Source organism: Dermatobacter hominis (assembly GCF_020715685.1).
In the GTDB taxonomy this organism is placed as follows: Bacteria; Actinomycetota; Acidimicrobiia; order Acidimicrobiales; family Microtrichaceae; genus Dermatobacter; species Dermatobacter hominis.
Window position 1 is genome coordinate 4,303,108 of the sequence record NZ_CP085840.1, and the last position, 13,825, is coordinate 4,316,932.

10 protein-coding genes are annotated in these 13,825 nt (G+C 72.6%); 7 read left to right on the top strand and 3 right to left on the bottom strand.

Going from position 1 to position 13,825, the window contains the following annotated elements; all coding sequences use genetic code 11:
- The first annotated feature begins 29 nt into the window (after positions 1-29).
- A complete protein-coding gene (locus LH044_RS20040; protein ID WP_227757415.1) occupies positions 30-488 on the top strand; it encodes a thioredoxin domain-containing protein in 459 nt (152 codons plus the stop codon).
- A gap of 227 nt (positions 489-715) precedes the next feature.
- Here the strand turns inward: LH044_RS20040 and LH044_RS20045 are convergent, their stop codons facing one another.
- The 3 genes from LH044_RS20045 to ftsH form a co-directional block, all read right to left on the bottom strand.
- Complete coding sequence (locus tag LH044_RS20045; RefSeq protein ID WP_227757416.1) at positions 716-2,080, bottom strand: DUF1501 domain-containing protein; 1,365 nt, start codon at positions 2,078-2,080, stop codon at positions 716-718.
- Between the two features lie 13 nt (positions 2,081-2,093).
- Positions 2,094-3,653 carry a DUF1800 domain-containing protein gene (locus LH044_RS20050; protein WP_227757417.1) on the bottom strand — a complete coding sequence of 520 codons (1,560 nt, stop codon included), beginning with the start codon at positions 3,651-3,653 and terminating at the stop codon, positions 2,094-2,096.
- Positions 3,654-4,126: 473 nt separating this feature from the next.
- Positions 4,127-6,139, bottom strand: a complete 2,013-nt coding sequence (gene ftsH, locus LH044_RS20055) for an ATP-dependent zinc metalloprotease FtsH (RefSeq protein WP_227757418.1) — start codon at positions 6,137-6,139, stop codon at positions 4,127-4,129.
- 137 nt (positions 6,140-6,276) lie between these two features.
- Between ftsH and LH044_RS20060 the strand changes: the two genes are divergently transcribed.
- The 6 genes from LH044_RS20060 to LH044_RS20085 all read left to right on the top strand — a co-directional run bounded on the left by LH044_RS20060 (position 6,277) and on the right by LH044_RS20085 (position 13,814).
- A complete protein-coding gene (locus LH044_RS20060; protein WP_227757419.1) occupies positions 6,277-6,516 on the top strand; it encodes a DUF3499 family protein in 240 nt (79 codons plus the stop codon).
- A 67-nt stretch (positions 6,517-6,583) separates the two neighbouring features.
- Positions 6,584-7,318, top strand: a complete 735-nt coding sequence (locus LH044_RS20065) for a CPBP family intramembrane glutamic endopeptidase (RefSeq protein WP_227757420.1) — start codon at positions 6,584-6,586, stop codon at positions 7,316-7,318.
- Positions 7,319-7,537: 219 nt separating this feature from the next.
- Positions 7,538-7,735 (top strand): hypothetical protein, encoded by a 198-nt coding sequence (locus tag LH044_RS20070; protein WP_227757421.1) that lies wholly within the window; start codon positions 7,538-7,540, stop codon positions 7,733-7,735.
- A gap of 217 nt (positions 7,736-7,952) precedes the next feature.
- Positions 7,953-11,174 carry a hypothetical protein gene (locus tag LH044_RS20075; protein ID WP_227757422.1) on the top strand — a complete coding sequence of 1,074 codons (3,222 nt, stop codon included), beginning with the start codon at positions 7,953-7,955 and terminating at the stop codon, positions 11,172-11,174.
- Positions 11,175-11,179: 5 nt separating this feature from the next.
- Complete coding sequence (locus LH044_RS20080; RefSeq protein WP_227757423.1) at positions 11,180-12,379, top strand: glycosyltransferase; 1,200 nt, start codon at positions 11,180-11,182, stop codon at positions 12,377-12,379.
- Between the two features lie 61 nt (positions 12,380-12,440).
- Positions 12,441-13,814 (top strand): phosphomannomutase/phosphoglucomutase, encoded by a 1,374-nt coding sequence (locus tag LH044_RS20085; protein ID WP_227757424.1) that lies wholly within the window; start codon positions 12,441-12,443, stop codon positions 13,812-13,814.
- The last annotated feature ends 11 nt before the right edge of the window (positions 13,815-13,825 follow it).

Below are 13,825 nucleotides of genomic sequence, written 5' to 3' on the forward strand. Positions count from 1 at the left end.
CCCTGCGGCGGCGCGGGCACACTGTCGGGGTGGATCGCCTGCTCGTCGCCCTGGCCCTGGCCGCCGTCGCCGTCGGCGTGGCGTTCGTGCTGCAGCGCCGCCGGGCCGATCCGCCCACCCAGCCCCGGTCGTGGGAGGCGCCCGCCCAGCTCGACCGGGCCGACTTCGACCGCCCGGGTGCACCGTGGCTCGTCTGCGTCTTCAGCTCGGCGACGTGTTCGACGTGCGCCGACGTCGTGGCCAAGGCACAGGTGATGGAGAGCGACGACGTGGCCGTGCAGGACGTCGAGGCCGTCGAGCACGCCGCGCTGCACGCCCGCTACGGCATCGAGGCGGTCCCGATCGTGGCGATCGCGGACGCCGACGGCGTCGTCCGGGACTCGTTCGTCGGACCGGTCAGCTCGACCCACCTGTGGGCGGCCCTGGCCGAGCTCCGGGAGCCCGGCTCGGTGCCGCACGACTGCGGCGGCCACGAGCACACAGCCTGAGGCACCGCGCGCCCGGGGTGCTGGGCCACCTGCGGTCCACGAGGACGGGCCGCGGGCGCCCCTGCGTCCCGCGGCCCGTCTCCCCGTGTGCTCCGGATCCCGCCGGATCCTTCCTCCGGTCCTCTCCCGGTCTCAGGCGACGGCCTGGCCCCTGTCTCGGGCGACGGCCGGTCCTCGTCTCAGGCGACGGCCAGGCCCCTGTCTCGGGCGACGGCCTGCTCCTCGTCTCAGGCGACGGCCAGGCCGAGCGCGCCCTGCTGGGTGTAGGTCGGGAAGATCGAGCCCAGGTTCGAGGCGCCGCAGCGCACCTGGAGGACCTCCGACAGCACCCGTCGGTAGTCGGTCATGACGGTGAGGTCGCCCTCCGGCCCGTCGGCGATCGTCGTCGGGAAGCCGCCGTAGACGCCGCCCTTGATCTTCCCGCCGAGGGCGAACATGACGTTGCCCCGCCCGTGGTCGGTGCCGCCGGAGCCGTTCTCGCCGATCGTGCGGCCGAACTCCGACAGGGTCACGAGCGTGACCTCGTCCATCGCGGTGCCGAGGTCGCGGTAGAAGGCCTGGAAGGCCTGCGACACGAGCCCGGTGCGCTGGCGCATGTACGACGCCGGGTCCTCCGGCATGCCCATGTCGCTGTGGGTGTCCCAGCCGCCGAAGTCGATCGCCACGGCGCGCAGCCCGACGTTGCCGCGGATGAGGCGGGCGACCTCGCGCAGGTTACGCGACAGGTCGTCGGTGCCGTACACCGCGCCGTTCTGGGGCCCGGGGTCGGCGGGCAACGTGGTCAGCAGGTTGATGACGTCGAGCGTGTCCGCGCCCGTCTCGTCGAGGAGCTGCGGACCGTGCTTGTACAGGTTGTTCAGCGCGGTCCGGGCCTGCGTGTTGTTCGGGAAGCCGGTCACGCCGAACCCGCCGATCGAGGTCATCGACACCGCGGTGGCGGGGCCCTGCAGCGACGTCTGCAGGGTCGAGCCGCGGCCCACGGCGCTGAGGCGGTCGAGCCCCGACTGGCCCGACAGGTACCGGTTCACGAACCCGCTGGTGATGCCGAGCGAGCGGCTGCCGCGCTCCCAGTACTGCTCGGCCTCGAAGTGGCTGCGCGTCGAGGACTCCGAGGCCGGCATGCCGGCCGCGTGGACCACCGCGAGCTTCCCGTCGGCCCAGGCGCCGGTGTGCAGGTGGGTCATCGAGGGGTTGAGCGCGAACGTGCCCGACAGCGCGAACGGTCCGACGTTGCCGCCGGCGGCCAGCGGGAGGCCGGCCTTCCCGGCGGGGTCGGTGAACTCCGACGGCTCCTTGATGCGGATCGTCGGCCGGAGCGTCTTGTACGTGGGCATCTGGTACGGCGCCACGACGTTGAGGCCGTCCCACCCGCCACGCATGAACACGACGACCAGCACGTCGCCGGTCGACGGGTTCTCCGGCGTGGCGAAGGCCATGCGGGAGCCGAGGCTCGAGTAGCCGAGCACCGCGGCGCCGGTGCCGACGAGGCCCATGAAGCCCCGCCGGCTGAGCCCGCGGCGGTCGTGGTCCTCGCAGTCGCAGCCGACGTCGTCGTGGTCGACGGCGTGGTGGGTGGGGAGCAGGGCGGTCATCTCGATCCTCCGGTCAGCGGCGCTGGAAGCTGGGGTGGGCGCACAGCAGGCCGAAGGTGGCCTGCAGGGTGTTCGCGTTGGACGTGAGGGTGCTGGCCGCCGCGGTCTGGTTGACCCCGAGGGCGGTGAGGATCGAAGCGGCGTCGGCCGGGCTCAGCGGGAACTGGAACACCTGGTCGGCCAGCGCGACGACGAGGTCCCGGGTCGTCGCGGGCAGCGGCGAGGGGAGCAGTGCGTTGAGGTCGACGACCACCTTCTCGGCCGCCCCGCTGTCGGTGAGGCGGTTGCGGGCGAGCCGCCCGCCCATCTCCCAGCGCTTGAGGAGGCCCTCCGAGGAGATCCACTCGGGAGCGGTCTCCGGGTAGCCGTCGGGCGTGGTGCGCTCGTTGAGGGGCTGGCCGAGCGCGCTCTGCACGTCGCGGAGGCGGGTCGAGGCGTGGCCGTCGGGCAGCGGGTTCACCGTCGCCCTCATCGCCCGGAGCGAGGAGTGGAGCCACTCGTTGGGTCGCTTGACCTTCTGGCCGCCCGACGCCCGGAACTCGGCCGACAGGAACAGGCCCCGGAGGACGGGGCGGATCGCGGTGTCGTTGGCCCGGTAGATGTCGACGAGCCGGTCGACGAGGCCCATCGGCGGGTCGTCGGACACGAAGCGGCGGCAGAGCTTGTAGCAGATGTATCGGGCCGTGGCGGGGTGGCGGGCGAGGAAGGCGAGGAGCGAGTCGCCGTCGGCCTCGCCCATCGAGCCGTTGGCCCGAGCGGGGCGCGTCCACTGGCCGCCGAGGATCGAGACGGCGTCCCTCGAGTGGTAGCCCTGGTTGAACGCGTAGCCGTGCTTGTTGGCGTCGTTGTTGAACCTGATCGTCCGGCCCGACATGACCTTGGCGACGCCGCGCATGTCGGCCTCGGTGTAGACCTGCTCGCCCTTGATGATCCCGAGCGTGTGGAGCTCGAGGATCTCCCGGCCCCAGTTCTCGTTGACGCCGGCGGTCGAGAAGGCGTTCGACGTGTAGTTGTCGAGGTAGACGAGCATCGCCGGGCTCTTGCCGGAGGCGAGCATCATGTCGACGAACCGGCCGAGGGCGTGGGGCCGGATCACATCGCCGTCGTCGCGGGTCTTGAGGTGCGTGAGGTACTTCGCCGACCGCCAGATCGTGAAGTGGTTCGACCAGAAGTCGCACATCACCTCGTAGAGCTGGTTCTGGTCGAACACCGCCCGGAGGAGCATGGCGTGGTCGAGCTGGCGGAACAGCACGCCCTCGTCGGTGGTGCGCTGGACCTCGTTCTGCGCGTTCGTCTGGCCGAGCGTGGTGTAGCCCGCGAGCATCGCCTCGGCGTTGGGGAGGCCCGCTCCGAGCTGCTCGTCGAGCCACGCCTCGGCGCCGATCGCCAGGATGCGGTCGACGACCTCCTTCGTGGCCCCGAACGTCGCCCGCGAGGCCAGCGTCCTGGCCTGGTCGAGCGGCCACGGGACCGGGGCCGGGACGGTGGGCGCGGGGGCGGCCGGCTCGTTGGCCTGCGGGACGCAGGCCGCCGCGACGAGGGCGACGCCGCCCGCGCCGACCGCACCCAGCACGGACCGTCGGGACCGACCCGACGGGGCGTGCCCCGGTGCGCTCGGGCGGTCGGCGCCGCTGCGGGTCGGCCGGGGTGCTGCGTCCGGCTCGCCCGGGCCCGGCCCGTCTCCTGCGTGGTGCTGCTGCGCGTCGTCCTCGTCGGCCTCGGAGCTCGACGGTGCTGCCGTCCGCTCCGCTGTCGCTGTCCCGCCGGTGCCATCCATGTCCGGGCACTTCGGTCAGACGGCTCAAGCGACTTGAGGCGTTCGGCCCACTGTGGGCCGAACGGACTACGCGCCGCTCGGAGGCCGGGCGCTCAATGGCTGCGGGGCGCGTCGAGAGTCGTCCTCAGGCGCGGAGCCCGTGTCCGTCCGGCTGCTGTCGAACCCGGCTGCTCCCGATCCGGCTGATCGAACCCGAACGGTGATCCCCGACGCGCCGCCGCGGGACCGTCGTCGGTCGACCGCGGCGGGGCGTTCGGAGAGGAGCGGGGTCAGGCGCCGGCGTCGCCGGTGAACGGCTGCGTGGGCAGCACGTTCGGCCGCGGCGTGGGCGCCAGGTGCGGCGGGACCGGCGGGGGCACCGGGGCCGGCGTGCCGCCCACGGGCGGGGTCGGCTGGGCCGGCGGCGGCGTGGGGGCGGGGAGGTCCGGCTCGGTGCCGTTGGCGACCCGGATGAGGCGGTTGACCTCGCTGCCCGAGATCGTCTCCTGCTCGAGGAGGACCTTGGTGATGAGGTCGAGCGCCTTGCGGTTGCGGGTCAGCAGGTCGCGGCAGCGGTCCTCGCCCTGGCGGAGCAGGCGCTCCACCTCGGCGTCGATCGCCCGGGCCGTGTCCTCGGAGTACTCGCGCTGGTGGCCGAAGTCGTCGCCCAGGAACACGGGGCCGGAGGTGCCCCAGGCCCGGGGGCCGATCTCGTCGCTCATGCCGAACTCGGTGACCATCTTCCGGGCCCGCTCGGTCGAGACCTGCAGGTCGTTGGCGGCGCCGGTCGAGCGGTGGTCGAACACCAGCTCCTCGGCGACGCGCCCGCCCATCGCCACGATGATCGACTCCTCGAGGAACTCCTGGCTGTAGGAGTGCTTCTCCTCCTCGGGGAGCTGCTGGGTGACGCCGAGCGCCATGCCGCGGGGCAGGATCGTGACCTTGTGGACCGGGTCCGCGTGGGGGAGGAGCGCCGCGCACAGGGCGTGGCCCGCCTCGTGGTAGGCGGTCATCTCCTTCTCCTGGTCCGACAGCACCATGGACTCACGCCGCTGACCCATCAGGACGCGGTCGCGGGCGTCCTCGAAGTCGTGCATCTCCACGACCTTGGAGCCCCGGCGGACGGCGGTCAGGGCCGACTCGTTGACGAGGTTGGCCAGATCGGCGCCCGACATGCCCGGCGTGCCGCGGGCGACGAGGTCGAGGTCGACGTCGGGGGCCAGCTTCTTGTGCCGGACGTGCACGGCGAGGATCGCCTTGCGGTCGTCCAGCTCGGGGAGCGGGACCACGACCTGGCGGTCGAAGCGGCCCGGGCGCAGGAGCGCCGGGTCGAGGATGTCGGGCCGGTTGGTGGCGGCGATCATGACCACGCCGTCGGTGCCCTCGAAGCCGTCCATCTCCGACAGCATCTGGTTGAGCGTCTGCTCCCGCTCGTCGTGGCCGCCACCCAGGCCGGCGCCCCGCTTGCGGCCCACGGAGTCGATCTCGTCGATGAAGATGATGGCCCGGCCGTGCTTCCGAGCGGACTCGAACAGGTCGCGGACGCGGCTGGCGCCGACGCCGACGAACATCTCCATGAAGTCCGAGCCGGAGACCGACAGGAACGGCACGCCCGCCTCACCGGCGACGGCTCGGGCGATGAGGGTCTTGCCGGTCCCGGGGGGACCGACGAGCAGGACGCCCTTCGGGATCTTGGCGCCGATCTCGAGGAACCGCTCGGGCTCCTTCAGGAAGTCGACGACCTCCCGGATCTCGGTCTTCACGCCGTCGTAGCCGGCGACGTCGGTGAACAGCGTGGCGGGGCGCTCGGTCGTGTACGTCTTGGCCCGCGACCGGCCGATCGACATGATCCCGCTCATCTGGCCCTGGGCCCGGCGGTTCATCCAGATGAAGAACCCGACGATGAGCCCCAGCGGCAGCAGCAGCGGCAGCATTTGGACGAACAGGTTCGGCGTCGGCGTGGAGAAGTCGACCTCGACGCCCTGTTCGTCCATCTCCTGGAGCAGCTCGGGGGTCGGCTGCTCCTGGGCCGGCGCCGTCGTCACGAAGTCCTCGCCGGACTTGGTCGTGCCCGTGATCGACTGGTCGACGTTGTTCCAGGTGACGGTCTTGATCTTGCCGTCCTGCACCTGCGAGGTGAACTCGGAGAAGGCGATCTGCTGCTGCTGGGCCGAGTTGAGCGACAGGGCGCTGATCACGGTCAGGCCGACGATGGCCACGAGCACCCAGAGGAGCCAGGAGGGGAGTCCGTTGGCTCGGGCCTTGCCGGGCTGCTGCTGGTTGTCGTTCTGCTCGGGAGGCATCGCCCCAGCCTAGGAGGCATCGCCGGGGATCGACATGGCACAGCCTGAGAACCGCCGGAGGGTCCGATGCCGCCCCCGGGGACCGGCGGGGCCGAGGATCCCCGGATCGGCCCGCGGCCGACGGTACGGTGCCCGGCGTGAGCAGGAGCTGCGCCCGACCCGGATGCGGCCGCCCCGCGGTCGCCACCCTGTCCTACGCGTACGCGGACGGGGTCGTGTGGCTCGAGGACCTCGCGGCCGAGGACCACCCGATGGTCCACGACCTGTGCGCCCAGCACGCCGACGGCGTGCGCGTCCCGAACGGCTGGGAGCTCCGCGACGAGCGCCGTGGTGCCGCGCTGCCCCAGCACGGGCAGCTCGACCTGATCGGGGCCTGATCGCCCGAGCGGGCACGGCGGGCCGGGCGTCCCGGCCGGCGCCGCGTCCTGTGCGATCCTGTCGGCCGTGAGCGACGCCCCCGGTACGTCCCGCAGCTGGATGCGGCCGGCCGAGCAGCGCTGGGGCCTCGGTGAGGTGGCGCTCGGCTTCCTGCTCGCCCAGGCCCTGGCGGTGGTGGCCACGTCGATCGCGATGGGCGTGGCGGGGTGGACCGAGAGCTCCGACATCCCGCTGTGGGCCGCCGCCGTCCTGCAGATCCCGTTGTGGGGCGGCTACCTGACGGCGGTCCAGCTCGCCGGGGTCAAGGGCGACGGCGTCGTCCGGGACTTCGGCCTCGACGTCCGCTGGCGCGACGTCGCACCGGGCCTCGCCATCGGCGTGGCGGTGCAGATCCTCGTCCTGCCGCTGCTCTACCTGCCGATCCTGCAGCTCACGGGCTACACCGACGACGACCTGTCGGCGCCGGCCCGGGCCCTGTCGGACAAGGCCAGCGGTCCGGTGGGCTGGATCCTGCTGTCGCTGATCGTCGTCGTCGGCGCCCCGATCGTCGAGGAGCTGTTCTTCCGCGGCCTGTTCCTGCGCTCGCTGCAGAAGCGGGGCCTGCCCGACTGGGCGTCGATCGTCCTGTGCGCCGCCGTCTTCGGCGCCGTGCACTTCCAGCCCCTGCAGTTCCCGGGGCTGTTCGTGATCGGGCTGGTCCTGTCCTTCATGGCCGTCCGGACCGGCCGGCTCGGGCTCCCGATCATGACCCACGTCGGGTTCAACGCGACCAGCGTGGTGCTGCTCTACGTGAACAGCTGAGCGCCGCCGCCGGCCCGTCCGGCCGACGGCAGGGCGCCACACCTCGACCGCCGGCCGTCGGGGGGTGGGTCCGGTGGCCCCTTCTCATGGGCCGATCGGCTCATTCGGTCCCCGAGCGCTCACGAAGTCGGCGGTTCCTGCCGACGGAGAGTGGTCGCTCGGAGCAGGTCGTCCGGCGGCGGGTCCGGCACCGCCCGGGCCGCGAGCTGGGAGGAAGCCATGTCGAGCTGCCAGGTGTGCAGGAACGAGCTCGTCGAGATCGGGTTGGTCATCGACGGTTCTCGGTTGGTGATGAGGTCGTGCTCGACGTGCGACTCGCGCAGCTGGCACCGCGACGGCGAGCACATCGAGCTCGACGGCGTGCTGACCGACCTGAGCTCGGTGCCCACCCGGTACCGCCGGTCGCTGTCGTCCTGACGCCGGCGCAGCGGCCGTCCCGATCACGATCGCGACGGCCTGCGGCAGCGCCGACGGGCGGCCCCGGCCGCCGCTGCTGACCCGCACCCCGGCCCCTCCCGCCGCCCCGGCACGGGCGTGCGGACGGGCCGATCACCTGAGCGGCGGGTGCACGTCCTGTGACGTCGTGCCGTCGTGACCCTCGGCAGGGGTGGCGATCTGCCACGATGAGGCCCGCATGGACCTGAGCCCACCTCCGAGCTCCGACGCGCCGCTGGACGGGCCGGGCGACGATCCCGATCGCTCCGACCCCGTCGACGTCGACGTGCCCGTCGGCGGATCGGCGGCCCGCGGGCCCGCCGGGTCCGGGACCGCCGGATCGGAGGCGCCCGGGCCGGAGCCGGCCGGCGCCGGGTCGACCGTCGTCGAGCCCGGGTTCGTGCCGGGCGAGGGCACGGCGGACGGGTCCGGGTCGGAGCACGGGCTCCTCCTGGCCGGCGGCCCGGACGACGACGAGGAGCGCCGCGACCCGGCGGAGCCGCTCGTCGAGGTGGACGACCCGGAGCACGGCGGCCGCCAGTGGGCCGACCTGGTGTCGTGGGTCGTGGTGGGCCTCACCTGCCTGTTCATCTTCGCCTCGCTGAGCCCGGCCGGGATCTTCAGCACCAACACGCCGACCGGCGGCGACATGGGCGCCCACGTCTGGGGCCCCGCCTACCTCCGCGACGACCTCCTGCCGCACCTCCGCCTGACCGGCTGGACGCCCGACTGGTACGCGGGCTTCCCGGCCTACGTCTTCTACATGGTCATCCCGTCGCTGCTGATCGTGATGATCAACGTCGGGCCGCCCGTCTGGCTCAGCCCGTTCCTGCTCGCCGCCCTCGCCTTCGTCGGCCGGTTCGTGTACCTGCGGGTGACCCATCCGGTGCTGCGCACGTTCCTCTGGATCGTCATCGGCGTGCTCGCGATCCTCAGCGTCCCGGTGCCGTACGAGGTGGCGTTCAAGCTCGTCACCGTGTCCGGGCTGGTCACGCTGCCGCTCGCGGCGTTCGCCCTGGCCCGGTCCTTCAAGATGCCGTTCCCGGGACCGGCGCTCGTCGCCGTCGGCGCCGCGGCCTTCCTCTACGAGACCGGCTACACGATCCTCGGCGGCAACATCACCTCGACGATGGCGGGCGAGTTCGCGTTCTCGATCTCGCTGACGCTCTGCCTGCTCTACCTGGCGGTGCTCGTCCGGGGCGTCCGCACGGGCCGGGACATGGCGCTCGCCGCCACGCTGTTCGGGCTCGTCGTCCTGTGCCACATCATCCCGGCGATGTTCGCCGTCGCGGCGACGGTGATCTTCCTCCTGACCCGTCGCGAGGACCGGGTGCCGTGGTGGGACTCGTTCCCCGTGGCCCGGGGAATCGCCGCCGGGCTGGTGGCGGTGACCCTGCTGACGCTCGTGTTCCGCCAGGGCGCGTTCCCGATCGTGGTGAGCGTCGTGCTCGTCCTGCTGTTCGTGGGGCTCGACCTGCGGGCCGTGACGTTCTCGACGATCGCGCTCCCGGTCGGCGGCCTGCTCGCGTGCTTCTGGTTCGTCCCGTTCTTCCTCGACAGCCCGTTCATGAACGACATGGGCTGGGAGAAGTACACGAAGTACGCCGAGTACCTCTGGCCGCAGCAGGCGCAGTTCGACATGCCGTACCGCAACGTCGTCTTCGCGCTCGCCGCGCTCGGCCTGCTGCTGTCGATCGTGCACCGCCAGCGCATCGGCTGGTACCTGGCCCTGGTCGTGCTGGCGATGGCCTGGGCGTTCCGGTACGCCCCGCAGTGGCGGCTGTGGAACGCCCGGATCCTGCCCTTCTACTACCTCGCCATCTACCTGCTGGCGGCCGTCGCGGTCGCGCTGGTGATCAGGTCGATCGCGCTGGTCGTGGCGGAGCTGTCCCGGCGCCGCGAGGAGCCCGCGCTCGTCGGGGTCATCGGCGTCTCGGTGGTCGTGGCGCTCCTGGCCGTCCTGTACGGCGGCGCCCTGCGGATCCTCCCCGGCGGCCAGGTCACCACCGACGCCAGCGGGGTCACCGCCTACGAGTGGCTGGGGCTGCGCTGGACCCAGCAGAACGTCTCGTCCGGGTGGGCCCAGTACAACTACGAGGGCCTCGAGGGGCGCGAGGCGTACCCGGAGTTCCGGTCGATCGTCGACACCATGGCCGACGTCGGGGAGGAGCACGGCTGCGGCCGCGCCATGTGGGAGTACGAGCCCACGCTGTCGCGGTTCGGCACCCCGATGGCCCTGATGCTCCTGCCGTACTTCACCGATGGCTGCATCGGCTCGATGGAGGGCCTGTACTTCGAGGCGTCGTCGACCACGCCGTTCCACTTCCTCAACCAGTCGGAGCTGTCGTCGCAGCCCTCGCGCGCCCAGCGCGACATGCCGTACTCCGGGCTGGACCTCCAGCTCGGCATCTCGCACCTGCAGATGATGGGGGTCAAGTACTACCTGGCCACCTCCGACGCCGCGATCGCCGCGGCTCGGGCCGATGACCGCCTCACCGAGCTGCAGTCGATCACGCCGGCGCCGACGGCGGACGGCCTGCAGCACCAGTGGGTCGTGTTCGAGGTGGCCGACGCCGACCTCGTGACCTCGCTCAGCTGCAAGCCGGTCGTGCTCGAGGGCACGGACGATCACATCGACGGCTGGGTCTACGCCAAGGAGCGGGCCGTGCCCGCGCTCGGCCAGGAGGTCGGCGCCAAGCTGCCGGGCCCGGCGGTGAAGTGGTACCAGGACCCGGCGCGCTGGAACGTGCCGCTGGCGACCTCGGGCCCGTCGGACTGGCCGAGGGTGTCGCCCGACGACGCGAGCCCGCCGTGCGAGGACGTCCCCGAGGTCACCGTCTCGAACGTCCGGGACGACGGCGACTCGGTGTCGTTCGACGTGTCGGAGACCGGCACGCCGGTGCTCATCAAGACGTCGTTCTTCCCGAACTGGACGGCGGAGGGCGCCGAGGGCCCGTACCGGGTCAGCCCCAACTTCATGGTCGTCGTGCCGACCGACGAGCACGTCACCGTGAGCTACGGCACGACGAACGTCGACCGGCTCGGCTGGATCCTCACGATCGTCGGGCTCGTGTTCGTCGCCCTGCTCGCCCTGTGGGACCAGCGGTCCCGGAGCAGCCACGTGATCGAGCGGGTCGGGGCGTGGCGGCCGTTCCAGGCGCTGTCGTGGAGCGGGTGGGCGGCGCGCCACGAGGAGGAGCACGACCTCGACGCCGTCGACGGGTCCGGCGCCGAGGGCGAGGTCGACGACCGCGTCATCGACGCGGGCGTTGTCGACGAGGGCGACGTCGAGGGCCCTGCGCCCCTCGCGTCCGACGATCCCGCCGCGCTCGACGACCTCGACCGCGACGGCGCGGCGACCGGCGGCGCCGCGGAGCCGCCCGCGGAGGACGACCCGGACCGGCCACCGCCGCCGGAGTAGCCGCCGTGCAGCTCTTCCGGCGCTTCCTGCTGGTCGGTGCGCTGGCCACGGTCGTCGACGTCGGCCTGTTCGTGTTCCTGCGCCAGGACGCGGGGTGGCCGGTGCCGGTGGCCGATGCCGTGGCGGTGGCCACCGCGACGCTCGTGTCGTGGCTGCTGCACGGCTCGGTCACCTTCCCCGGCGACCCGAGGATCCGCTGGTACCGCCGGCCCGGCCCCTACGTGGGCTCGTCGGTGCTCGCACTCGGCATCGACGTGGCGGTCGTGACGCTGCTCGACCTCCTGCTCGACCCGCGCCGGGGCTGGGCGCTGCTCGTCATCAAGCTGCCGGCGCTGCTCGTCGCGTTCCTCGTGCGCACGGCGAACTACCGGCGCTTCATGTACGACACGGTGCGCGACGACCAGCGCGCCCCGGCCCACCGTCCGCCGCCCTCGGCCCGGTACCGGTTGGCGGTCGTGATCCCGGCGTTCCGTGAGGCCGACCGGATCGCCTCGACCATCGAGCGGGTGCGGTCCGACCTGTCGGGGCCGGTCGGCGAGGGCGGGCTGCAGGTCGTGGTGGTCGACGACGGCTCCGACGACGACACCGCCGACCGCGCCCGCGCCGCCGGCGCCGACGTCGTGATCCGCCAGACGCCCAACCGGGGCAAGGGCGCCGCGGTCCGGGCGGGCATGCTCGCCGCCGAGGGGCGCACGGTGGCGTTCACCGACGCCGACCTGTCGTACCCGCCTGAGCAGCTGCTCGGGTTCCTCGAGGCGATCGAGGGCGGGTGGGACGTGGCGGTGGGGAGCCGCCAGCACCAGGCCACCATGACCGTCGTCCGGGCGGGCCGTCTGCGGGAGGTCGGCGGCCGGATCGTCAACGTCTTCACGGGCATCGTGCTGCTCGGGCGCTACCGGGACACGCAGTGCGGGCTCAAGGCCATGCGGGCCGACGTGGCCCGGCTGGTGTTCTCCCGGACCCGCATCGACGGGTTCGCGTTCGACGTGGAGCTGTTCCACCTCGTCGAGCGCTACCGGTTGACGCTGACGGAGGTGCCGGTGCACGTCGTCAACAGCAGCCGGTCCACCGTGCACGTCGTGCGCGACGCGGGCCGACTGGTCCGGGACCTGTTCCGGGTGCGGGCCTTCGCCCGGCTCGGCGACTACGAGCTCGACGGTGACGACGGCCTCCCGCCGGCGGCCACCGCCGGTCAGGTCGCCTGAGCGCCGTCGAGCCCCGGGCCGGACTCCGGGCGGTCGGGGCCCGGCCACTAGGGTGCGACCCATGTCGGCCCTCGACGCCATCTTCAAGGCCTACGACGTCCGCGGCATCGTGCCGGACCAGCTCGACCCCGAGCTCGCCCGAGCGATCGGGGTCGGCTTCGCCACCTTCGCGAAGGAGGAGGCGGCCGGCCGGGGCGGGTCGGTCACCCGGGTGCTCGTCGCCCGGGACATGCGGCCGTCGGGGGTCGAGCTCTCGGGTGCGTTCGGCGAGGGCGTGCGGTCCCAGGGCCTCGACGTCGTCGACCTCGGGCTCGGTTCGACCGACCTCCTGTACTTCGCCTCCGGGTCGATGGACGCTCCCGGCGCCATGTTCACGGCGTCGCACAACCCGGCCCAGTACAACGGCGCCAAGTTCTGCCTGGCGGGCGCCCGTCCGGTCGGCGAGGACACCGGCCTGTCGCGGATCCGCGAGGTCGGCACCGCGGCGCTCGCCGGCGAGGTCGAGCCCGCCTCCACCGAGGGTTCCCTGACCCACCAGGACGTGCTCGACGCCTTCGCCGACCACGTGCGCTCGTTCGTCGACGTCAGCGCCCTGCGGCCGCTGAAGGTGGTGGCCGACACCGCCAACGGGATGGGCGGCCTCGTCGTCCCGGCCGTGTTCGCGACGCTGCCGTTCGACCTCGAGGTGATGTACGGCGAGCTCGACGGGACCTTCCCCAACCACCCGGCCGACCCGATCCAGCCCGAGAACACGGAGGACCTCCGCCGCCGGGTCGTCGAGACCGGGGCCGACATCGGGCTCGCCTTCGACGGCGACGCCGACCGGGTCTTCCTCGTCGACGAGCACGGCGTGGGCCTGTCGGGCTCGACGACGACGGCGATCATCGCCGCCGGCATCCTCGACAAGCACCCGGGCGAGACGGTGATCCACAACCTCATCTGCTCCCGCACGGTCCCCGAGGTCGTCCGCGAGCACGGCGGCACCCCCGTCCGGACCCGCGTCGGCCACTCGTTCATCAAGCAGGTCATGGCCGAGACCGGTGCGGTCTTCGGCGGCGAGCACTCGGCGCACTACTACTTCCGGGACAACTTCCGCGCCGACTCGGGCCTGATCGCCGCGCTGGTCGTGCTCGAGCAGCTCTCGGTGTCCGGCCAGTCGCTGTCGGAGCTGCGGGCGCCCTTCGAGCGCTACGCCGACTCCGGTGAGATCAACACCCGGGTCGAGGACCCCGCCGCCGTCATCGAGCGGGTGGCCGAGCACTTCGCGGCACTGCCCCAGGACCGCCTCGACGGCCTCACCGTCGACGGCGGCGACTGGTGGTTCAACCTCCGCCCGTCCAACACCGAGCCGCTCCTGCGGCTGAACCTCGAGGCTCCCGACGCGGACCAGTGCGCGAAGCGCGTGGAAGAGGTCCGCGGCGTGATGACCGCCTGATCCCAGGAGAA